At 70.8% G+C, this 21,114-nt stretch carries 20 protein-coding genes and 1 pseudogene; 13 read left to right on the top strand and 8 right to left on the bottom strand.

What is annotated here, in order from left to right; genetic code table 11:
- Positions 1-156: 156 nt before the first annotated feature.
- Both AU196_RS21825 and AU196_RS21830 read right to left on the bottom strand, forming a co-directional pair.
- Positions 157-534 carry a hypothetical protein gene (locus AU196_RS21825; RefSeq protein WP_059097176.1) on the bottom strand — a complete coding sequence of 126 codons (378 nt, stop codon included), beginning with the start codon at positions 532-534 and terminating at the stop codon, positions 157-159.
- Positions 535-751: 217 nt separating this feature from the next.
- Positions 752-1,144, bottom strand: coding sequence for a helix-turn-helix transcriptional regulator (locus tag AU196_RS21830; RefSeq protein ID WP_059097177.1), 393 nt, complete (start codon positions 1,142-1,144; stop codon positions 752-754).
- A gap of 74 nt (positions 1,145-1,218) precedes the next feature.
- On the opposite strand from AU196_RS21830, the gene AU196_RS21835 reads away from it, so the two are divergent.
- The 6 genes from AU196_RS21835 (at position 1,219) to AU196_RS21860 (ending at position 4,682) form a co-directional block, all read left to right on the top strand.
- Complete coding sequence (locus tag AU196_RS21835; RefSeq protein ID WP_059097178.1) at positions 1,219-1,695, top strand: SRPBCC family protein; 477 nt, start codon at positions 1,219-1,221, stop codon at positions 1,693-1,695.
- Between the two features lie 62 nt (positions 1,696-1,757).
- The gene (locus AU196_RS21840; protein WP_059097179.1) at positions 1,758-2,474 is read left to right on the top strand and encodes a Clp protease N-terminal domain-containing protein; all 717 of its coding nucleotides are present in this window, start codon (positions 1,758-1,760) and stop codon (positions 2,472-2,474) included.
- Positions 2,475-2,515: 41 nt separating this feature from the next.
- Positions 2,516-2,992 carry an RNA polymerase sigma factor gene (locus AU196_RS21845; RefSeq protein ID WP_059097374.1) on the top strand — a complete coding sequence of 159 codons (477 nt, stop codon included), beginning with the start codon at positions 2,516-2,518 and terminating at the stop codon, positions 2,990-2,992.
- Positions 2,989-3,591: a methylated-DNA--[protein]-cysteine S-methyltransferase gene (locus tag AU196_RS21850; protein ID WP_059097180.1), complete on the top strand. Its 603-nt coding sequence runs from the start codon at positions 2,989-2,991 to the stop codon at positions 3,589-3,591. Before AU196_RS21845 ends, AU196_RS21850 begins: the two co-directional genes overlap by 4 nt.
- A 66-nt stretch (positions 3,592-3,657) precedes the next feature.
- Positions 3,658-4,146 (top strand): hypothetical protein, encoded by a 489-nt coding sequence (locus tag AU196_RS21855; protein WP_059097181.1) that lies wholly within the window; start codon positions 3,658-3,660, stop codon positions 4,144-4,146.
- On the top strand, positions 4,134-4,682 hold the full coding sequence (locus tag AU196_RS21860; protein ID WP_059097182.1) for a GNAT family N-acetyltransferase: 549 nt from the start codon (positions 4,134-4,136) through the stop codon (positions 4,680-4,682). The genes AU196_RS21855 and AU196_RS21860 overlap by 13 nt, the downstream gene beginning before the upstream one ends.
- A 14-nt stretch (positions 4,683-4,696) precedes the next feature.
- Here the strand turns inward: AU196_RS21860 and zapE are convergent.
- Positions 4,697-5,780 (bottom strand): annotated as a pseudogene (zapE, locus tag AU196_RS21865) (cell division protein ZapE).
- Between zapE and AU196_RS21870 the strand changes: the two are divergent.
- Genes AU196_RS21870 through msrB form a run of 4 tightly spaced genes read left to right on the top strand, consistent with a single transcriptional unit; the run spans position 5,779 to position 9,909 of the window.
- Positions 5,779-6,552 carry a pyrimidine reductase family protein gene (locus AU196_RS21870; protein WP_059097184.1) on the top strand — a complete coding sequence of 258 codons (774 nt, stop codon included), beginning with the start codon at positions 5,779-5,781 and terminating at the stop codon, positions 6,550-6,552. The pseudogene zapE and the gene AU196_RS21870 overlap by 2 nt on opposite strands.
- Before the next feature lie 22 nt (positions 6,553-6,574).
- Positions 6,575-8,137 (top strand): alpha/beta hydrolase, encoded by a 1,563-nt coding sequence (locus AU196_RS21875; protein ID WP_059097375.1) that lies wholly within the window; start codon positions 6,575-6,577, stop codon positions 8,135-8,137.
- Between the two features lie 21 nt (positions 8,138-8,158).
- Positions 8,159-9,475 carry an arabinofuranan 3-O-arabinosyltransferase gene (aftC, locus tag AU196_RS21880; RefSeq protein WP_059097185.1) on the top strand — a complete coding sequence of 439 codons (1,317 nt, stop codon included), beginning with the start codon at positions 8,159-8,161 and terminating at the stop codon, positions 9,473-9,475.
- 23 nt (positions 9,476-9,498) lie between these two features.
- The gene (gene msrB, locus AU196_RS21885) at positions 9,499-9,909 is read left to right on the top strand and encodes a peptide-methionine (R)-S-oxide reductase MsrB (RefSeq protein ID WP_059097186.1); all 411 of its coding nucleotides are present in this window, start codon (positions 9,499-9,501) and stop codon (positions 9,907-9,909) included.
- Here msrB and AU196_RS21890 read toward each other — a convergent pair.
- From AU196_RS21890 to hemE, 4 genes are all read right to left on the bottom strand, one after another.
- Positions 9,869-12,199 (bottom strand): putative bifunctional diguanylate cyclase/phosphodiesterase, encoded by a 2,331-nt coding sequence (locus AU196_RS21890; RefSeq protein WP_059097376.1) that lies wholly within the window; start codon positions 12,197-12,199, stop codon positions 9,869-9,871. The two genes, msrB and AU196_RS21890, sit on opposite strands and share 41 nt — an antisense overlap.
- Positions 12,200-12,340: 141 nt before the next feature.
- Positions 12,341-13,045 (bottom strand): hydrogen peroxide-dependent heme synthase, encoded by a 705-nt coding sequence (gene hemQ, locus AU196_RS21895; RefSeq protein WP_059097187.1) that lies wholly within the window; start codon positions 13,043-13,045, stop codon positions 12,341-12,343.
- 5 nt (positions 13,046-13,050) lie between these two features.
- Positions 13,051-14,406 (bottom strand): protoporphyrinogen oxidase, encoded by a 1,356-nt coding sequence (locus AU196_RS21900; RefSeq protein ID WP_059097188.1) that lies wholly within the window; start codon positions 14,404-14,406, stop codon positions 13,051-13,053.
- The gene (gene hemE, locus AU196_RS21905; protein ID WP_059097189.1) at positions 14,403-15,467 is read right to left on the bottom strand and encodes a uroporphyrinogen decarboxylase; all 1,065 of its coding nucleotides are present in this window, start codon (positions 15,465-15,467) and stop codon (positions 14,403-14,405) included. The genes AU196_RS21900 and hemE overlap by 4 nt, the downstream gene beginning before the upstream one ends.
- A gap of 73 nt (positions 15,468-15,540) precedes the next feature.
- Between hemE and AU196_RS21910 the strand changes: the two genes are divergently transcribed.
- From AU196_RS21910 to AU196_RS21920, 3 genes are read left to right on the top strand one after another with little or no spacing between them, the layout of a single operon-like run.
- On the top strand, positions 15,541-16,161 hold the full coding sequence (locus tag AU196_RS21910) for a DUF3000 domain-containing protein (RefSeq protein ID WP_197415876.1): 621 nt from the start codon (positions 15,541-15,543) through the stop codon (positions 16,159-16,161).
- Between the two features lies 1 nt (position 16,162).
- Positions 16,163-17,440: an HRDC domain-containing protein gene (locus AU196_RS21915; protein WP_059097191.1), complete on the top strand. Its 1,278-nt coding sequence runs from the start codon at positions 16,163-16,165 to the stop codon at positions 17,438-17,440.
- A 44-nt stretch (positions 17,441-17,484) separates the two neighbouring features.
- Positions 17,485-19,194: an alkaline phosphatase D family protein gene (locus tag AU196_RS21920; RefSeq protein WP_059097192.1), complete on the top strand. Its 1,710-nt coding sequence runs from the start codon at positions 17,485-17,487 to the stop codon at positions 19,192-19,194.
- Here AU196_RS21920 and dxs read toward each other — a convergent pair.
- On the bottom strand, positions 19,175-21,088 hold the full coding sequence (gene dxs / locus AU196_RS21925; RefSeq protein WP_059097193.1) for a 1-deoxy-D-xylulose-5-phosphate synthase: 1,914 nt from the start codon (positions 21,086-21,088) through the stop codon (positions 19,175-19,177). The two genes, AU196_RS21920 and dxs, sit on opposite strands and share 20 nt — an antisense overlap.
- Positions 21,089-21,114 lie beyond the last annotated feature (26 nt).

Below are 21,114 nucleotides of genomic sequence, written 5' to 3' on the forward strand. Positions count from 1 at the left end.
CCCGGCCCCCCCCCCCGGGCCCGGGGGGCTCCTGCGGGCGCCCCGCCCCGGGTGCCCCACCCCCCCGGCCCCCGCTCCCCGCGGGTCCCCCCCCCCCCCCCCCCCCGCACGACGAAAACGCCGCTGCGCGGTTGCGCAGCGGCGTTTCTCGTCAGATCACCAACCGGACATGCCCGGCCCGTTGCGCGCCGGCCCCGTCCGGATGTACGTCCCGATACCGCCGGTGATCGGGGGCACGGCGCGGATGCTGTCCTTCACCTCACCGCCCGAGGGGGCCAGCGGCGCACCCTTGCGTGACCGGCGCACGTCCGAGGGTCCGGCGTTCGCGACACCCTTGCCGCTTGTGCGAACGCCGCCCTCGGCCGCCGGGTTGGCGTCGAAGACCGGGTTCGGCTTACCGCCGATGTCCACCACGTCGGCGTTCGCGCTGCCCGCGCCGAACGCGAGTACGGCGCCCGCCAGCGCGAGCGCACCCGCCCCGACGACAGCCAGTTTCGTGGTCTTGCGTCCGAGAGCATCGACACGTCCCACCATCGGCCTCCCTTTCCTCCGGCGGGATCCGCATCCCGATCTTGATCGTGGTCCAGGCACGATATCAGCGACGGACCGTCGCGTAGGGACTGTCGTACCATGATCATGCGGCGTTACACCTGGCGGGAAATGCCGTCAGGGTTAGCCGAAGTTGCTCTGCCGGGCCATTTTTCGACGACGATGCCGGCCGGCGTCCGATCTTCGCTTCGCGAAGCCTTCGTTATGCGTAGCGCTGGCGGTCGCGGGATTGATCGGTGGTGCGCAGTGTCGCGCTCGGTTGGGTCCCGTACATGCGTCGGTACGCGACGCTGAAACGGCCCGCATGCGAGAAGCCCCACCGGCCGGCGATCGAGTTGACGGTGTCGACGGCGGGGTCGGCGGCTTGAAGATCGCGGTGCGCGAGGTCGAGGCGGACGCGCCGGAGGTACTCGAGCGGCGTCACCCCGAGGTGCCTGCGGTACATGTACTGCACCGCCCGCGGGGTGAGGTTCGCCGCCGCCGCGATCTCGGCAAGCCCGATGTCGCTGTCGGCGTTTTCGTGGATGAACGCTACCGAGCGTCGCAGACCGGGCGGGCGATGACCGCCGGTCGGCAGTTCGTGAAGGTTCGTCATGGTAATTCGCGTACCCTTCGGCAAACCACCAGAAACCCGACCTCGGGTATGGCGCTGCTGACACCATCGTGCCCATGACCGAACGCATCGAAGTCCAGCGCATGATCCCCGCCTCGCCGGAGGTGATCTTCGAAGTGCTCTGCGACCCGCAGGGACACGTGGCGATCGACTCCTCGGGGATGCTCCAGGGCGCGGACGGCCAACCGGTCTCGGCGGTCGGCGACACCTTCGTCGTCCACATGGACCGCGAAGCGCTCAACGACTTCCCGATGGGGAGATACGAGGTGACGGTGGAGATCCGCGAGTTCGAGCCCAACCGGCGCATCGCCTGGACGATCCTCGGGCAGATCCGCCCGCAGATCGGGCACGTCTACGGCTACGCACTGGAACCCACCGCCGATGGCACCGTCGTCACCTCCTTCTACGACTGGTCGCAGATCGACGACAAGTGGCGTGAGGCGGGCATCTTCCCGGTCATCTCCGAGGCAGCGCTGCGCGCAACCCTGGGGATTCTCGAGCGTGCGGTGCGCCGCGGATACGTCCGCAGCTAAACCCGCCGGTGAGTCGTCAACCGATGGTTGACGCGCATAAAGCGTCAACCTACAGTTGACGCATGGCCGATCCCATCGCTCACCCCGTCCGCCTCGACGACCTCATCGAAGCCATCAAGACCGTCCACGACGAACCACTCGACCAACTCACCGACGCGGTCCTGGCCGCGGAGGCCCTCGGCGAGGTCGCCGACCACCTGATCGGGCACTTCGTCGACCAGGCCCGCCGCTCCGGCGCGTCGTGGACCGACATCGGCAAGTGCATGGGTGTGACCAAACAGGCGGCGCAGAAACGGTTCGTCCCCAAGGCGGACACCGAAGCCCTCGATCCGAACCAGGGATTCGCCCGCTTCACGCCCCGCGCTCGCGCGGCGGTGGTGCACGCCCAGGACGCCGCCCGAAACGCCCGCCACGCCGAGATCACGCCCGGCCATCTGCTGCTCGGCATGCTCGTCGACACCGAGTCACTGGGAGTCGCGTTGCTCACCGCTCAGGGCCTGACGCCCGAGGACGTCCGGGCGGCGGTGGCCCTGACGCCGTCCACCGACGGTCCGGCCCTGGACCTCGTCCCCTTCAGCGGCCCCGCCAAGAAGGCGCTCGAGCTGACCTTCCGCGAGGCGCTGCGACTCGGGCACAACTACATCGGCACCGAACATCTGCTGCTGGCGCTGCTCGAGTCCGAGGACGCCGACGGACCGCTGCACCGGCTCGGCGTCGACCGGCAGCGCGCGCAGACCGACCTCATCGGCCTGCTCGACTCGATCACCGGGAAGGACTGATCTCACATCACCGCGCGCCGCGGCGTCTACAAGATGTGAGGATGCGACCGTTCGAGGATGTGGTGGCCGAACACGGGTCCACCGTATTGCGGGTGTGCCGCGCCGTCGTCGGACCCGTCGACGCCGAAGACGCGTGGTCGGAGACGTTTCTGTCCGCGCTGCGCGCCTACCCGGACCTGCCCGCCGGCGCCAACGTCGAAGCGTGGCTGGTGACGATCGCGCACCGGCGCGCGCTCGACGTCGGCCGCGCCAACTCCCGCCGGGCGGTGCCGACCGACACCGTTCCCGACCGCGCGTCCGGCCACGGCGACCCCGCCGACCGACACCCCGACCTGTGGGCCGCGCTGGCCTCCCTGCCGGCCAAGCAACGCCAGGCCGTCGCCTATCACCACATCGCCGGCCTGCCGTTCGCCGAGATCGCCGGACTGCTCGGCAACTCCCCCGACGCCGCTCGCCGCGCCTGCGCGGACGGCCTCCGGACACTGCGCTCGATCTACCGCGAGGAGGCCCACCGATGACCGCCGACATGTTCGCCGCCCCGACCGACGATGCGACCGACGAGACGACGCTGGCCCGGCTGCGCGCCACGCTGAGCGCCGACGCCGAGCGCGCGGGACTCCTCGACGTCGCCTACCGGACCGTCGACACCCCGGTCGGCACGCTGCTGGTGGCCGCCACCCCCGCCGGCCTGGTGCGGGTGGCCTACGACATCGAGGACCACGCCGCGGTGCTGGGGACCCTCGCGGCCAGGATCAGCCCGCGCGTCCTGCGGGCGCCGCAGCGGCTCGACACCGTGGCGCGGCAGCTCGACGAGTACTTCGCCGGGCGGCGCACCACCTTCGACGTGCCGGTGGACCTGCGCCTCGCCGACGGGTTCCGCCGCACCGTGGTCGAACAGCTGCGCGCCATCGGCTACGGCCGGCGCGCCAGCTACGCGGCGGTGGCCGCCGCCGTCGGGAACCCGAAGGCGGTGCGCGCCGTCGGCAGTGCGTGCGCCCACAATCCGCTGCCGGTGGTGATCCCCTGCCACCGGGTGGTGCGCTCCGACGGCACGGCCGGCCAGTACGTCGGCGGGCCGGCCGCCAAGGCGGCGCTGCTTCGGCTGGAGGCCCGCTGACCCGGATCGACTGTGGCGCCCCGGCGCGGTGTGCCATCATGCGATGCACACCTAGGGAGGGAAACCATGCGCCGGCTTCTGTTGCTGCTGACCGCCCTGATCGTCGCGGCCGGGCTGACCGCGGCGCCCGCCGGCGCGGTGGGATCGCCCATCGGCCGCATCGGTCAACCGCTTCGCGTGGACTTCAAGGGCCTGGTCGCCGACGTGACGGTCCTCAGCGTCGAACCGTCGCCGATCCCGCCGGGCTTCGGATATCCGCCGCGCCCGCCGCGCAACCAGGTGTACCGCGCCAACGTCGTGGTCCAGCCGGTCAGGGTGCCGGTGCCCTACGCGATGGCCATCACGTTCCAGTTCCGCGGCGTCACCCCGACCGGCGACGCCTACGAACCCCGCAACACCGACGCACCCGACGCCCTGCAGGCCGCGCTCACCAACGCCCCGGCCGGTTCGACGGTCAGCGGCGGCGTGTGGTGGGACTGCTACCGCGATCTGGTGTCCAACGTCGTGCTGATCGACAAGATCACCGGCGAGCACCTCGCGCAGTGGAACATCTAGGCCCGCAGATCTTCCCGGCCACCCACGCCGACCTGCCCGAACTCGCCGACGTCGCGGCCCGCACCTTCCCGCTGGCGTGTCCGGAGTCGGTGACCGCGGAGAACATCGCGGCGTTCGTCGCCGAGAACCTCTCGCAGCACCGGTTCGCCGACTACCTCACCGATCCGGACCGCGTCGTGCTCGCCGCCCGCACCGATGGGCGAATGGTGGGCTACGCCATGCTGATTCGCGGCGTGCCCGATGATGATGACGTTCAGCGCGCGGTGTCCCCGCGCCCGGCGATCGAAGTGTCGAAGATGTACGTCCTACCCGACAGCCACGGCTCCGGCGCCTCGTCGGCGCTGATGGACGAGGCGCTCACCCTGGCCCGTCGGACCGGGTACCGCTGCGTGTGGCTGGGCGTCAACCAGGAGAACCGGCGGGCCCAGAGGTTCTACGCCAAACACGGTTTCGCCGTCACGGGCACGAAGACGTTCCGCCTCGGCGCGGGCGTCGAGAACGACTTCGTGATGGTGTGCCCGCTCGGGAACGCCTGAGACTCCGACAACGCCTAGGACTCCCGCGCCTCCTGTCCGGCCGCGGTCAGCGCCAGCAGCCGCGACGTCGCCCGCAGGTACTTCTTGCGGAACCCCCCGGCCAGCATCTCCTCGCTGAAGATGGTGTCCAGTTTCGAGCCCGAGGCCACCACCGGGATGCCCGCGTCGTAGAGCCGGTCGGTCAGGGACACCAGGCGCAGCGCGACGCTCTGATCGTCGAGCGGGTGCACACCGGTGATGAACACCTGCGTGACGCCCTCGATCAGCGACAGGTACCGCGAGGGATGCATGGTCGCCAGGTGCTTGCACAACGCATCGAAGTCGTCGAGGGTGGCCCCCGCCGTGCCCGCGGCACGGTCGGTGACCTCCGCGTCGGTGGGCGGCTCGGGCGCCGGCGGCAGGTCGCGGTGCCGGTAGTCCGGACCCTCGATCCGCACGGTCGTGAAGATCGAGGCGAGCGTGTGGATCTCCCGCAGGAAGTCCTGCGCGGCGAACCGGCCCTCCCCCAACTGCTCGGGCAGGGTGTTCGACGTCGCCGCGATGGACACGCCCCGCTCGACGAGCTGTGACAGCAGCCGCGAGATCAGCGTCGTGTTGCCCGGATCGTCGAGTTCGAACTCGTCGATGCACACCACGACGTAGTCGCTGAGCAGTTCCACGCTCTCGACGAACCCGAACACCCCGGCCAGCTGGGTCAGCTCCCCGAACGTCGCGAACGCTTTCGGTTCGGGCAACTGGTAGTACGACGAGGCGAGCAGGTGCGTCTTGCCCACCCCGAATCCGCCGTCGAGGTACACCCCGACACCCGGCAACACCTCACGCTTGCCGAACAGCTTCTTCTTGCCCGCGCGCCGCGCCACGGCGTCGGCGCAGAACGCGCGGCACGCGTCGACGGCCGCGGCCTGTGAGGGTTCGGCCGGATCGGGGCGGTAGTTGTCGAAGCTGACGTGGGTGAACGTCGGCGGCGGCACCAACTGGGCGACGAGACGTTCCGGGGTGACGCTGGGATGGCGGTCGACGAGATGGTCCGGTCGATTCGGCGCACCACTGGACCCAGGCATGCGAAGCAGCGTAGCGACGTGCTGCAATCGTTCCTATGCCCGAGGCCACGGCTGGGACACAGTTCACAGTGCTGGGACCTGTCGAGGCGGTCGGCGACGACCGGATCGGCGACTTCTACGCCTACCCCGACGACCTGCGGCGCTGCTGGGTGCGCGGCAACATGATCGCCAGCGTGGACGGCGGCGCCACGGTCGCGGGCAGGTCGGGAGGCCTCGGCGCGGCCGGCGACCGGGCACTGTTCGCCAGGATGCGCCAAGCGGCCGACGTGATCGTCGTCGGCGCCGCCACGGTCCGCACGGAGGACTACTCCGGCGCCCACCTCAGCGCCGCCGCGCGCCAGGACCGGGCCGCCCGCGGTCAGAGCGAGATCCCGCCCATCGCGGTGCTCACCCGCTCGGCCGACCTGGACCGCGACGCCAAGTTCTTCCACCGCACCGACGTGGCGCCGATCCTGCTGACCAGCGCGCGCACGGCCGGCACGGCGCGTGAGCGGTTCGCCGGCCTCGCCGAGGTCGTCGACGCCTCGGGTTCCGAACCCGACTCGGTGGACCCGGCCACCGCACTCGACGTCCTCGCGCGGCGGGGGTTGTTGCGCGTGCTCACCGAAGGCGGCCCCGGCGTCCTCGGCCTGTTCACCGCCGCCGACCTGCTCGACGAACTGTGTGTCACGGTCGCGCCGGTGCTCGTCGGCGGCGAGGCGCAGCGGATCGTGACCGGCCCGGGTCAGGTCCGCACGCCGCTGCGCCGCAGCCACGTCCTCGCCGACGACGACGGCTATCTGTACTGCCGGTACGTCCGGAGCCGGTGACCCCCTCGCTACTGTGGTCAGCATGCGTCGGCACCCCCTGCTGCTCCGGGCCGTGAGCCTGTCGACGGTCGCGCTGGTGCTGGCCGGCTGTGCCCCCGGCCTGGCGGCCAACCCGCGGTTCGCCACCGACGACGGAGCGCGGCCGCAGGGTCAGCCCCAGCCCACCCAGCAGCAGGCCGGACCGCCCCCGGTCGAGAAGCCCAAGAACGATCTGTCGTGGCGGGAGTGCACCGACGAGGTGTTCGGCGACGCGGCCGTCGACCCCGTGCCCGACGTGACGCTGGACTGCGCCACCTACGACGCCGACCTCGACCCGATCGACGGCGCGACCGGCACGGTCACCATCGGTGTCGTGCGGGCCACCTCTGCGCGCACACCGGCCGACGCCGGGCCGGTGGTGATGACGACCGGCTCCGACCTGCCGTCGTCGGCGCAGCTGCCGGTGTGGCTGGCGCGCTCGCAGGCCCTGCTCGACAAGCACCCGATCGTCGCCGTCGACCGTCGCGGTATCGGGATGTCCGGGGCGTTGGAGTGCCGCGACCTGTACGACCGCCAGGAGATGATCGAGCAGGCCCAGTTCGCCTACGGCGACGATCCGGTCGCCAACCTCGGCGCCATCACGATGACGGCGACGACCAGCTGCACCGACACCATCGCCCCCGGCGACTCGGCATACGACAACGCCCACGCCGCCGAAGACCTCGAGCGGTTGCGCAGCACCTGGGACGTGCCCGCGCTGGCACTGCTGGGGATCGGCAACGGCGCCCAGGTGGCGCTGGCCTATGCCGGATCGCACCCCAACAAGGTGGCCCGGTTGGCGCTCGACTCGCCGCTGCCGCTGGCGATCGGCGCCGAGGCCGCCGCCGAGCAGCGCGTCAAGGGTGAACAGGCCGCGCTCGACGCGTGGGCGGCCCAGTGCGTGGCCGTCGGCTGTCCGGCCGCCCCCGACCCGAAGGGTGTCGTGGACGGGCTGCTGTCGGCGGCGCGGTCGGGTGACGGACCGGGCGGGGCGTCGGTGGCCGCGGTGGCCGAGGCGATCAGCACCGCGCTGGCGTTCCCGAAGGGCGACGGTGTCGCCTCGACCAACGATCTCGGCGCGGCGCTGGCCGGTGCCCGGTCCGGTGACACCGCCCGGCTCACCGCGCTGATCGCCGACGCCGAGGGGCTGCGCCAGACCGACGGTCAGTTCGTCAACTCCTGCAGCGACGCGCTGAACCGCCCGACGCCCGACCGGGTGCGCGAACTGGTGGTCGCCTGGGGCAAGCAGTATCCGCAGTTCGGCGTCGTCGGCGCGCTCGACCTGGTCACCTGCCTCAACTGGCCGAGCGGATCGGCCCCGGCCGAACCCAAGGACCTCCCGGTGCCCGTGTTGCTGCTCGGGGTGCAGAACGACCCCATCGTCGGCAACGAAGGCGTCGCCGCGGTCGCCGCGACCATCCTCAACGCCGGCGCGTCCAACAAGCGCGTCATGTGGCAGGGCATCGGCCACGGGGCGAGCGTCTACTCCCCCTGCGCGCTGGCACCGCTGGTGGGCTACGTCGACACCGGTGCCCCGCCGGCGACCGACACGTACTGTCCGGCCTGACGTCTCGGCGGCGCGCCGCCGGTGTACGGTTCGCTCGTGGCGGCAGCAGACTCTCTACGCACCGGCCTCATGAGCACCTTCCGGCCGCGCACCTCGCCTCCGGACGTGGCGACGGTCCTGCGCAACGTGTTGTGGCCGTTGGCGATCATGACGGTCATCCACCGCACGTACGTCCTGGCGACCAACGGCTACATCACCGACGACTTCGGGCCGGTCTACCGCGCGGTGTCGAACATGCGCCTGGGCCTGGACATCTACAACGAGCACTTCGACCACGTCGACCCGCACTACCTCTACCCCCCGGGCGGGACCCTGCTGCTGGCGCCGTTCGGTTTCCTGCCGGAGTTCGCGGCGCGCAACTGGTACTTCACGCTCAACAGCCTCGCCACCCTCCTCGCCGCGTACTTCCTGCTGCGACTGTTCGACTACACGCTGGCCTCGGTGGCGGCGCCCGCGCTGGTGCTTGCGATGTACTGCACCGAATCGGTCACCAACACACTCGTTTTCACCAACATCAACGGCTTCATGCTGCTGGCCGAGGTGCTGTTCTTCCGCTGGCTGCTCGACGGTAAGCGCGGCCACCAGTGGTGGGCCGGTGTGGCGATCGGCTTGGCGCTGGTGGTGAAACCGTCACTGGCGCCGCTGTTGTTGCTGCCGCTGCTCAACCGCCAGTGGCGGCCGCTCGTCACGGCGGCGGCGGTGCCGCTGGTGTTCAACCTCGCCGCGTGGCCACTGCTGACCGACCCGATGAACTTCGTCACCCGCACGCTGCCCTACATCATGGGCACCCGGGACTACTTCAACAGCTCGATCGAGGGCAACGGCATCTACTACGGTCTGCCGCCCCTGCTGATCCTTGCGCTCCGAATCCTGTTCCTGGCGCTCACGATCGGCAGCCTGGTACTGCTGTACCGCTTCTACCGCACCCGGGATCCGCGCTTCTGGTTGCTGACGTCCTCGGGTGTGCTGCTGACGGCGTCGTTCCTGGTGCTGTCGCTGGGGCAGGCCTACTACTCGATGATGTTGTTCCCGTTCCTGATGACGGTGGTGCTGCCCAACTCGGTGCTGCGCAACTGGCCGGCGTGGCTGGCGGTGTACGGCTTCATGACGATGGACAAGTGGCTGATGTGGCGGTGGCCCACCACCGGCCGGTTCCTCGAGTACATGAAGGTGACCTACGGCTGGTCGCTGATGCTGGTCGTGGTGTTCGCCGTGCTGTACTTCCGCTACCTCGACGCCAAGGCCGACGGCCGCCTCGACCGGGGTATCGACCCGCCGTGGCTCACCGACCCCGCCGAGGGTGCGCCGCAGGTCAAGCGGGCCGCGCCGACGGCGTGACGGCTCGAGGGTAGCTTGGGGTCATGTCTGCCCCGAAGGTGCAATTGACCGACGACGAGTGGCGCCGCAAGCTCAGCCCCGAGGAGTTCGCGGTGCTGCGCCGGGCCGGTACCGAGCGGCCGTTCACCGGTGAGTACACCGACACCAAGACCGAGGGTGTCTACCAGTGCCGGGCCTGCGGCGCCCAACTCTTCCGCAGCAGCGAGAAGTTCGAATCCCATTGCGGCTGGCCGTCTTTCTTCGACCCCGCCGACTCCGACGCGGTCATCCTGCGGCCCGACGACTCGCTCGGGATGCGACGGGTCGAGGTGGTGTGCGCGAACTGCCACAGCCACCTGGGCCACGTCTTCGAAGGCGAGGGTTACCCGACGCCGACCGATCAGCGGTACTGCATCAATTCCATTTCACTGCGACTGGTGCCGGCGGGCGAATAGTCTCCGTGCGCAGCAACGCCGCGACGCCGGGCCGGCTCAACGGCGGGCTGTAGAAGAAGCCCTGGGCGACATCGCAGCGGTAGGCACGCAGGCGCTCGGCGGTCTCCGCGTTCTCGACGCCCTCCGCCACCGTCGTCAGTCCGAGCGTCTGCGCCAGGTTGACGACGGCACGGACCACCTCGCCGGCTCTCGGGTCCCAGATGACCGGGCCGATGAACCGGCGGTCGAGCTTGACCTCGTCGATCGGCAGTTCCCGCAGATAGCTCAGGGCCGAATAGCCGCTGCCGAAGTCGTCGATGGCGACGCGGACACCATGGCTGCGCAGTTCACGCAGCACCGCGCAGGTCCGTTTGACGTCGGGCAGGATCAGATCCTCGGTGAGCTCGATGGTCAGCGCGGCGGGCGGGAGCCCGCGCGCGTCGAGTGCCGAGGCGATCTTGTCCGGCAGGTCGGTGTCGGCGACGGTCGCCGCGAAGAGGTTGACCGCCACAGGCACGGGCGTCCCGCCGGCCGCCCATTCCGCGGCGTCGTCGAGCGCCTTGTCGACCACCAGGTCGGTGAGCGCCCCCATCATGCCGTGGCTGCGCACCATCGGCAGGAAGTCGCCCGGGGCGAGTGTGCCTCGGACGGGGTGCGGCCACCGCACCAACGCCTCCAGGCCCGCCAGCTGCGAGGTGGCGAGGTGGTACTGCGGCTGGTAGACCACGCTCAACTCGCGGCGGTCGATGGCCTGGCGCAGTTCGCCCAGCATCTGGACCGCCGCCACACCGCGGCCCCGCACGCAGGCGTCGGCCACCCGGACCAGTCCCGGCTGCTCCGGGTACACCAGCGTCATCTCGGGGGTGTACACGTGCACGCCGACCGTGCGGGACCGCTTGGCGGCGTACATCGCCGCGTCGGCCCGTTTGAACAGCTGCTCGCCCGACGGATCGGGGTCGTCGTCCGGTGCGGCGACGGCCAGGCCGACGCTGGGCCGCATCAGCAGGCTCTCGCCGTCGATGCTGAACGGGGTGTCGAAGGATTCGACGATGCGGTGGGCGATCTCGAGGGAGTGGTCCACCCGGTCCTCGATGAGGACCGCGAACTCGTCACCCCCGACGCGCGCCACCGTGTCACCGGGCCGGACGCACGCGACCAGGCGGTCGGCGACCTGGACGAGCATCGCGTTGCCCGCCGAGTGGCCGAGGCTGTCGTTGACGACCTTGAAGTCGTTGAGATCCAGTGAGAGCACCGCGACGGCGCGGGGGTCGCGCTCCCGCAGTTGCACGGCGTGGGCCAACCGGTCGTTGAACAGCGCGAGATTCGCCAGGCCCGTCAGGGGATCGCGCAGCGCGAGGTCGGCGACCATCCGCATGAGCCTGCGGTTCTCCCACGAGGCGAGGAACTGGCGCAGGCAGATGGCGACGATCACGACGATCACGATGGCGCGCAGGACACCGTCCAGCACGACCACCGTCGCGACGGTGCCCCCGACCAGCAGGGGCAGGTAGGGCAACCAGAGCGAGATGCTGGTGGGAAGCGGGGGGACGGTGTCGGGGGTGGGCGGCACGCCCCGGCTCAGGAGGGCGGCCGCGCCGAAGAGCACGGTGCCGGCCACCCAGCCCACGTCGATGGGGAAGACGGCGGCGTAGGTGCCCTGCGCGGTCAGCCAGGCGAAGGCGATGTCGGACACGGTGAGCAGCGCGGCGGAGGCGGTGAGCAGCAACAACGGCAGCCGCCGCCAGGGACCGGCGCGGACCAGGACGAACCCCGCGACGGCGAGCACCACCACGTCGAGGAGCGGGTAGGCCAGCGCGAGGCTGACCGCGACCTTGTCCTCGCGGAAGCTCTCGTACACATTGCGCAGCACGAGCACCCAGGCGAGCAGGAACAGCGACAACGCGAAGATCAGCCCGTCGAGCAGCAGGCGCACCCGGGAGTGCCCCGCGGTTCTGCTGGGCCACTGCATCAGCGCCAGACAGCTGAAGATCGGGCACAGCAGGAACCCGATGTCGGCGAGTGATGGGAACGCCGTGTGGCCCAGCACCAGATCCTGATAGCCGAACACGATCTCACCCACGGTCCAGCCGCCGAAGGCGATCGCGAAGCAGATCCAGACGTTACGGAACCGTCCGGTCGACGCGCGGGCGGCGAGCACGGCGCACACCACCGCATATCCGGCGAACACCGCGACGCCGACGTTGTCGGCCGCCTTCGCCCCCGGGAACCCACCGATCAGCCAGATCGTCAGCAGCGCCGCGCCCGCGCCGGACGCGGCGATGACGGTCGCTTCTCGGGGTCTGGCACGCACGCTCGGCACTCGCGCCCCCACACCGCTCGACGTAGTGCGCCGGATCCCCCCGACCGTGACGCACGTGAGGCGAGGCTAGCAAGCCGGGCCAGGGGCCGTCGAAGCTAATTGCGAAAGCAACCACCCGCCCGGGGCGACGGCTCAGGGCAGCCGCGTGACCAGTTCCTCGACACCGACCCGCGGGCCCGTGAAGAACGGGGTCTCCTCGCGGACGTGGCGCCGTGCATCGGTCGCCCGCAGATCGCGCATCAGGTCCACGATGCGGTGGAGTTCGGGCGCCTCGAAGGCGAGGATCCACTCGTAGTCGCCCAGTGCGAACGCCGGCACCGTGTTGGCGCGGACGTCCTTGTATCCGCGCGCGGCCATCCCGTGCTCGGACAGCATGCGACGGCGCTCGTCGTCGGGCAGCAGGTACCACTCCAGCGACCGGACGAACGGGTACACACAGATGTAGTTGCCCGGCTCCTCCCCCGCGAGGAAGGCCGGGATGTGGCTCTTGTTGAACTCCGCCGGGCGGTGTAGCGCGACGTTGCTCCAGACCGGTGTGCTGGCCCGGCCCAGCGCGGTGGCGCGGCGGAAGTCCGAGTAGGTGGCCTGCAGCGCCTCGACGTTGTCGGCGTGGGTCCAGATCATGAAGTCGGCGTCGGCCCGCATCCCCGCGATGTCGTAGAGCCCACGGACCACGACCCCGCGTTCCTCCTGTTGTTTGAGGAAGGTGGCGGTCTCGTCGACGATCGCCGCGCGCGCCTGCTCGTCGTACCCGAGTTCCCCCGGCCGTACCGAGAACACCGAGAACATCAGATACCGGATGGTGGAGTTGAGCGCGTCGAAGTCGAGCTTGGCCATGGCCCCTATCGTGCCACGCCCGAGGTGGCCAACGATGCCACCGCCCGGTTCGCCGACGCGACGCAGGCGGGCACCCCGATGCCGTCCAGGTAACCGCCGGCCACGGCGACGCCCCGGGGCAGACCGGCCCGCAGTTCGGCCACCAGACCCGCGTGGCCGGGACCGTACTGCGGCATCGCGTCGATCCAGCGCTGCACCAGCGCGTCGACGGGTTCGGCGTCGATGCCGAACACCGTCGCCAGGTCGGCCGTGGCCCACGCCAGCAGCTCGTCGTCGCCGGTGCTGCGCGCCAGATCGTCACCGAACCGGCCGTAGGACAGCCGCAGGAGTTCAGCGTTCCCGCGTCTGCCCCATTTCCGCGACGACAGCGTGATCGCCTTCGCCCGGAGTCGCTCGCCCGTCGCGACCAGCACGCCGGACTGCTGCGGCAGCGGGGTGCCGCCGGGCAGCGCCAGCGCGACCACGGCGGCCGAGGCCACCGGGATCCGTCGTGCGGCGGCCGCGGTGCGCGGCGCGAAGTGCTCGACCAGCCGCGGCAGCCGCGGGGCGGGCACCGCCAGCACCACCGCATCGGCCGGCCAGCGGTTGCCTTCGTCGTCGACGACGTCGACACCCCGGCCCACCGGCTCGACCCGGTCGACGCCCACCTGGGCCCAGTGGATGCCGCCCTTCGCACGCAGCGCGTCGAGCAGGACCGCGTACCCGCCGTCGACCGCCCCGAAGACCGATCCCGGCGCCGGCGGCGGAAGCGCCTCGCGCACGGCCTCGGTGAGGTTCCGGGCGCCGCGGTCCAGCGCCGCGGCCAGGGTCGGCGCGGCCGCACGCAACCCGATCGACGAGGCCGACCCGGCGTAGACGCCGCCCAGCAGCGGATCGACCGAACGGGCCACTACCTGCTCGCCGAACCGGTCGGCGACCAGCTCGCCCACGCTCGGGTCGGCGCCCGCGCGCCAGCGCAGCGGCCGCATCGGTTCGTCCGTGATCCGGGCGATCGTCGCATCGTCGACCAACCCGGCCATCGACAACGCCCCGGACGGGATGCCCTGCAGGGTGTGCTCGGGCATCGGGTGCAGCGTGGCCTGGCTGAGGATGAGCGGGCGCACACCGGTGGTCCCGACCTGACGGTCCGCCAGCCCCAGTTCGGCGAGCAGCGCCGGTATCTCGGGCCGCCGCGCGACGAAGGCTTCGGCGCCGACGTCGAGCAGCTGCCCGCCCACGCGTTCGGTGCGCAGCACGCCACCGAGGCGGTCGGCGGGGTCGAAGACGGTGATCGCGGCCTCCGGCCCGGCGGTGACACGCAGCCGATAGGCCGCCGCGAGGCCCGAGATCCCGCCTCCCACAACGCAGTACGTCGTGCTCACAACGAGTGCACCAGCTCCACCGTGGCCGTCACGATCTCGGGGTCCGTCGCGGGCAGCACACCGTGCCCGAGGTTGAACACGTGCCCCGCCGCGCCGGCGTCCACCGCGCGCCGGCCGTCCTCGACGACCGCCCGCACCGCGGGTTCGACCACCGGCCAGCCGGCCAGCAGCACCACCGGATCGAGGTTGCCCTGCAGCGCGCTGCCCCGTTCGACCCGCGCCGCGGCGTCGGTCAGCGAGGTGCGCCAGTCCACGCCCACCACCCCGGGCGCCCCGGACGCCGCGACGGCCTCCGACATGGCGCCGAGCAGTTCGGCGGTGCCCACGCCGAAGTGTGTCATCGGCACCCCGGCCGGCGCGAGCGCCTGGAACACGCGGGTGCTGTGCGGCAGCACGTAGGACCGGTAGTCCGCCAGCGACAGGGTGCCCGCCCACGAGTCGAACACCTGCAGGGCGTCGACCCCGGCGTCGACCTGAGCCTGCAGGAAGGCGATCGTCACATCGGTGAGCGCCGACATCAGCGCATGCCAGGTGTCGGGCGCGCCGAGCATCATCGCCTTGGTGTGCTCGTGGTGCTTGCTCGGACCGCCCTCCACCAGATAGGACGCCAGCGTGAAGGGGGCGCCGGCGAAGCCGATCAGGGGGACGTCGCCGAGCGCCGCGGTGAGCATCCGCACCGCCTGTTCGACGGGTTCGATCGTCTGCCGCTCGAGCGGCCTGATCCCGGCGACGTCGGCGGCGGTCCGCACCGGATGGTCGATCACCGGCCCCACGTCGGGAACGATGTCGAGCGCGATCCCCGAGGCCCGCAGCGGGACGACGATGTCGGAGAACAGGATGGCGGCGTCGACGCCGTGCCTGCGCACCGGCTGCAGCGTGATCTCGGTGATCAGCTCGGCGTCGAAACAGGCCTGCATCATGGTGTTGCGCGCCCGCAGCGCCCGGTACTCGGGCAGCGAACGGCCCGCCTGCCGCATGAACCACACCGGCACCCGGGCGGGCTTGCGGCCGCGGGCGGCGGCGAGATAGGGCGAGTCGGGCAGTTCACGGCGGGTGTTCATCGCCCCCAATGCTGCCACGACCGGCAACCGCCCGCGGATGCCCGGATCACCATCACGAGTCGATTCGGCGCGCCTGCGTGCAGGCGGGGCGCAATGGTCTAGCGTCACCCGCGTGACCACCGCCGAACCGGCTCAGTTCCGTGCTGCGGTGGCGGCGATGAATGCCACCACCGTACGGCCGGAGATCGAGCTGGGCCCGATCCGCCCACCACAGCGGCTGGCGCCCTACAGCTACGCGCTGGGCGCCGAGATCCGGCATCCCGAGACCGCGATCGTGCCCGAGCGGTCCGAAGGTGACGCCTTCGGCCGGCTGATCCTGCTCCACGACCCCGAAGGCGCCGAGGCGTGGGACGGCACCATGCGTCTGGTGGCCTACATCCAGGCGGACCTCGACTCCAGCGAAGCGGTCGACCCGCTGCTGCCCGAGGTGGCCTGGAGCTGGCTGGTCGAGGCGCTGGACTCCAGGTCCGAGCAGGTCACCGCGCTGGGCGGAACGGTCACCGCCACCACGTCGGTGCGCTACGGCGACATCTCCGGTCCCCCGCGCGCCCACCAGCTCGAACTGCGGGCGTCCTGGACCGCGATCACGCTGGACCTCGGTCCGCACGTGGAGGCCTTCTGCGAGGTGCTCGAGCACGCCGCGGGACTGCCCCCCACCGGGGTCACCGACCTCAGTTCCCGCACCCGCGCGTGAGATGAGCGAGACGCCGAACACGGACCTCGAGGTCACCGATGAGCAGGACGCCGGCACCGATCCGGCGGCCACCCCGCTGCTCACCCCGGCCGACGGAGTGCCCGACCTCGCGGTGTCCACCGACGAGATCCTCGCCGCCGCCGAACTGCTCGCCGGCGGACACGGCCCGTTCGCGATCGACGCCGAGCGCGCGTCGGGTTTCCGGTACTCCAACCGCGCCTACCTCGTGCAGATCCGGCGCGAGGGTGCCGGCACGGTCCTGATCGACCCGGTCAACCACGGCGAGGACGCCACCATGGTGATGGCCCCCGTCGCCGACGTCCTCGACACCGACGAGTGGGTTCTGCACGCCGCCGATCAGGATCTGCCGTGCCTGGCCGAACTGGGCATGCGGCCGCCGAAGCTCTACGACACCGAACTGGCCGGCCGGCTGGCCGGCTTCGCCCGCGTCAACCTCGCGACGATGGTCTCCGAACTGCTGGGACTGCAGCTGATGAAGGGGCACGGCGCCGCCGACTGGTCCAAGCGTCCGCTGCCCGACGAGTGGCTCAACTACGCCGCGCTCGACGTGGAGGTGCTGCTCGAACTGCGCGACGCCGTCGCCGCGGTACTCGACGACCAGGGCAAGACCGATTGGGCCGCACAGGAATTCGAACATCTGCGCACCTATGAGGCGACGCCGACGCGCCGCGACCGGTGGCGCCGCACCTCCGGTATCCACAAGGTGCGCAACCCGCGGGCACTGGCGGCCGTGCGGGAGCTGTGGACGACGCGCGACCACATCGCCCGCAGGCGCGACATCGCGCCGGGCCGCATCCTGCCCGACGCCGCAATCATCAGCGCCGCCACGGCCGACCCCGACAGCGTCGAGAAGCTGACCGCGCTGCCGGTGTTCGGCGGCGCCCGACAGCGCCGCAGCGCGCAGATCTGGCTGGACGCGCTGGACCGGGCGCGCCACAACCCCGATCCGCCCGATACGGCGGAGCCCACGAACGGTCCTCCCCCGCCGTCACGGTGGGCGCGCCGCAAACCCGAGGCGGCCGCACGGCTGGAAGCCGCCCGCGCCGGTCTGTCCGCTCTGTCGGAGCGGGTCTCGGTGCCGTCGGAGAACCTCGTCACCCCGGATGTGGTGCGCCGGCTGTGTTGGGACTGGCAGCCGGTCGCCGACATCGCCACCGCGGTCGAGGAGTTCCTCGTGGCGGCCGCGGTGCGCCCGTGGCAACGCGACCTGGTGGTACCGGTGCTGACCGCGGCGCTCGCACCCGGCACCGCCGAGTGACCCGATCGCGTTTGAGTAATTGACGAACAGGGAACCGCCGAGGGGTGAGTACCACCGGAACGCCGACCGACTCCCCCGGCACCTCTGCCGCACTGCTTCTCGGCCCCGCCCTACGACACGTCGGCGAGACCACCGCGGTGTTCTGGGTTCAGACCGACTGCCCCGCGACGGTCACCGTACTCGGTTGCAGCACAAGAACTTTCCAAGTGAAAGAACACCACTACGCCTTGGTCACCGTCACCGGCCTGGAGCCGGATTCGGCGACCGAGTACCAGGTGCACATCGACGGCGAACTGGTGTGGCCGCTGCCGGACAGTCCGTTCCCCCCCAGCGTCATCCGCACCCGCGGACCGGTGAGCACCGAGCGGTTGCGGGCGGTGTTCGGCTCCTGCCGCTACCCCAAGACCGGGGTCGAGGAGATCGACGAGAAACTGGGCGCCGACGCGCTGGACCGGTATGCCGACCGGATGGCGAGACTCCCGGTCAGTGAGTGGCCGGACCTGCTGATCCTGCTCGGCGATCAGGTGTACGCCGACGAACTCACCCCCGAAGCGCGCAGGCATCTGACGGGACGGCGCCGGCGACGCGCCAAACACGGACAGCGCCCGCCCGACGAGGTGGTCAGCTTCGGCGAATACGAAGGCCTCTACCGGCATTCGTGGTCGGACCCCGAGATCCGCTGGATCATGTCCACGGTCCCGACGGCGATGATCTTCGACGACCACGACATTCGTGACGACTGGAACACCTCCGCGGCCTGGCGCGCCGAGATCAACGCCGAACCGTGGTGGCGCGACCGCATCCGGGCGGGCCTGGCGTCCTACTGGGTGTACCAGCACATGGGCAATCTCAGCCCGGCCGAACTGGAGGCCGACGAGGACTACCAGAAGATGAGCCGCATCGACGGCGACGTGTGGCCCGCCCTGGTCGAGATGGCCGACCGCGCCGACGCCGAAGTGGACGCCAACAAGGGTGTGCGGTTCAGCTACCGATGGGACTTCGGGCGCAACCGCTTCATCATGATGGACTCGCGCAACGGCCGGATCCTCGACTCCGGCGAGCGGATGATGATCGGCGAACGGGAGTTCACCTGGCTGGAGCAACAGGCCGCCGACGGGATCGACCAGATCGACCACCTGGTGCTCGGATCCTCGGTGCCGTGGCTGATGCCGCCGGCGCTGTCGGATCTGCAGACCGTCAACGAGATCTCCGCCGACCGCCCGGGCTGGCGCGGCGTCCCCGCCGAGAAGATCCGCCAGGGCGCCGATCTCGAGCACTGGCCGGCCTTCATGAAGTCGTTCCTGCGGCTGACCACGATGATCCGTGGGGCCGCGACGCATCCGGACGGTCCGGCGACGGTCACGGTGCTCTCCGGCGACGTGCACCACAGCTACGCCGCGAAGGCCACCCTCACCGACGTCGGCGACGACGCGGCGACCGTCCACCAGTTGGTGTGTTCACCGGTGCACAACTATGTGCCGTCCTATGTGAAGCCGGCGTTCAAGCTCGGCTGGTCGAAGCGGCTCGCCCCGATCATGCGGCGGTGGGCCCGCAGGCACGGATCACCGGAGCTGACGGTGAGCTGGACCAACACCGCCGGGCCGGTGTTCGGCAACACCATTGCGACACTGCTGCTTTCGGGCCGTCAGGCCGAGGTGCTCTTCGAGCAGCCCGACGCCTCGACCGAACTCCGCGAGGTCGCCCGCGTCCCGCTCGGGGGACGCAGGCCGACCGTCAGTCCAGTCGCTCGCTGACTTCCGCGTCGGCCGGCGTGGCGCCGAGGGCGGCCACCCAACCGGTGATCTGCCGGGAGATGTTGCGGTCGGTCAGGCCCACGTCGGAGAGGACCTCGCCGCGCGAGGCGTGGTCGTAGAACCGCTGCGGCAGACCCACGTCGCGGCACGGCACGTCGACCTCGGCGTGACGCAGCGCCGCCGACACCGACGAGCCGATCCCGCCGTGCAGGCCGTTGTCCTCGACGGTGACCACCAGCTTGTGGGCGGCGGCCAGTTCGGTGAGCACGGCCGGCACCGGCAGCACCCAGCGCGGGTCGACGACGGTGACACCGATGCCCTGCTTGCGCAGGCGTTCGGCGACGGTGAGCGCCATCGAGGCGAACGGGCCGATCGCCACGAGCAGCACGTCGTCGGACAGGCCGTCTGCGGGCTCGGCCAGCACGTCCACCCCGCGGTGCCGACGCAGCGCCGGAATGTCCTCGCCCACATCACCTTTGGGAAACCGGATGGCGGTGGGGCCGTCGTTGACGTCGAGCGCCTCGCCGAGTTCCTCGCGCAGCCGCGCGCCGTCGCGGGGGGCGGCCACCCGCATCCCCGGCACGATGCCCAGCACCGACAGATCCCACATGCCGTTGTGGCTGGCGCCGTCCGGGCCGGTGACCCCGGAGCGGTCAAGCACCAGCGTGACCGGCAGTTTGTGCAGGGCGACGTCCATCATCAGCTGATCGAACGCGCGGTTGAGGAACGTCGAGTAGATCGCCACCACCGGGTGCAGACCGCCCATCGCCAGGCCCGCCGCGGACGTCATCGCGTGCTGTTCGGCGATGCCGACGTCGAAGAAGCGGTCCGGGAACCGGTCACGGAATGCGGACAGGCCGGTCGGGCCGGGCATGGCGGCGGTGATCGCGACCACGTCGCGGCGTTTGGCGCCGTAGTCGATCAGCGCCTCGGAGAACGACGACGTCCACCCCGGCGCGGCCACCTTCGTGGCACGTCCGGTCGCGACGTCGATGACGCCGCACGCGTGCATCTGCTCGGCCTCGTCGTTCTCGGCCGGTGCATAACCCATGCCCTTGCGGGTCACGACGTGCACGATGACCGGAGCATTGAAACCGCGGGCATGGCGCAGCGCCGACTCGACGGCGTGCTCGTCGTGGCCGTCTATGGGCCCGACGTACTTGAGGCCCAGGTCGGTGAACATCACCTGGGGCGACAGGGCGTCCTTGATGCCCGCCTTCACGCTGTGCATGCACTGGTAGCAGAACTCACCGATGACCGGCAGTCCGCGAACGGCCTTGCGGCCCTCCTCGAGGACACGTTCGTACCCGGGCTGCAGACGCAGCGCGGCCAGGTGGTCGGCGAACCCGCCGATGGTGGGCGCGTAACTGCGGCCGTTGTCGTTGACGACGATCACCACGGGACGGCGCGCCGCGGCGATGTTGTTCAGCGCCTCCCAGCACATGCCGCCGGTCAGGGCGCCGTCACCGACGACCGCCACCACATGGCGATTGCGGTGCCCGGTCAGCTCGAAGGCCTTGGCCAGCCCGTCGGCGTAGGACAGCGCGGCGCTGGCGTGGCTGGACTCGACCCAGTCGTGTTCGCTCTCGCTGCGCGAGGGATAGCCCGAGAGGCCGTCCTTCTTCCGCAGCGAGTCGAACTCGTGGGAGCGTCCGGTCAGCATCTTGTGCACGTAGGCCTGGTGACCCGTGTCGAAGATGAGCGGATCGTGCGGCGAGTCGAAGACCCGGTGCAGGGCGAGCGTCAACTCGACGACGCCGAGGTTCGGGCCCAGATGCCCGCCGGTGGCAGCAACCTTGTGGATGAGGAACTGGCGAATCTCCCCGGCCAATTCGCTGAGCTGAGACTGCGAAAGGTGCTGCAGATCGGCGGGACCGCGGATCTGTTCAAGCATTCCGTCAGTCTACGCACGGCCTCCCG

It is taken from the genome of Mycobacterium sp. IS-1742, assembly GCF_001500125.1.
Lineage (GTDB): Bacteria > Actinomycetota > Actinomycetes > Mycobacteriales > Mycobacteriaceae > Mycobacterium.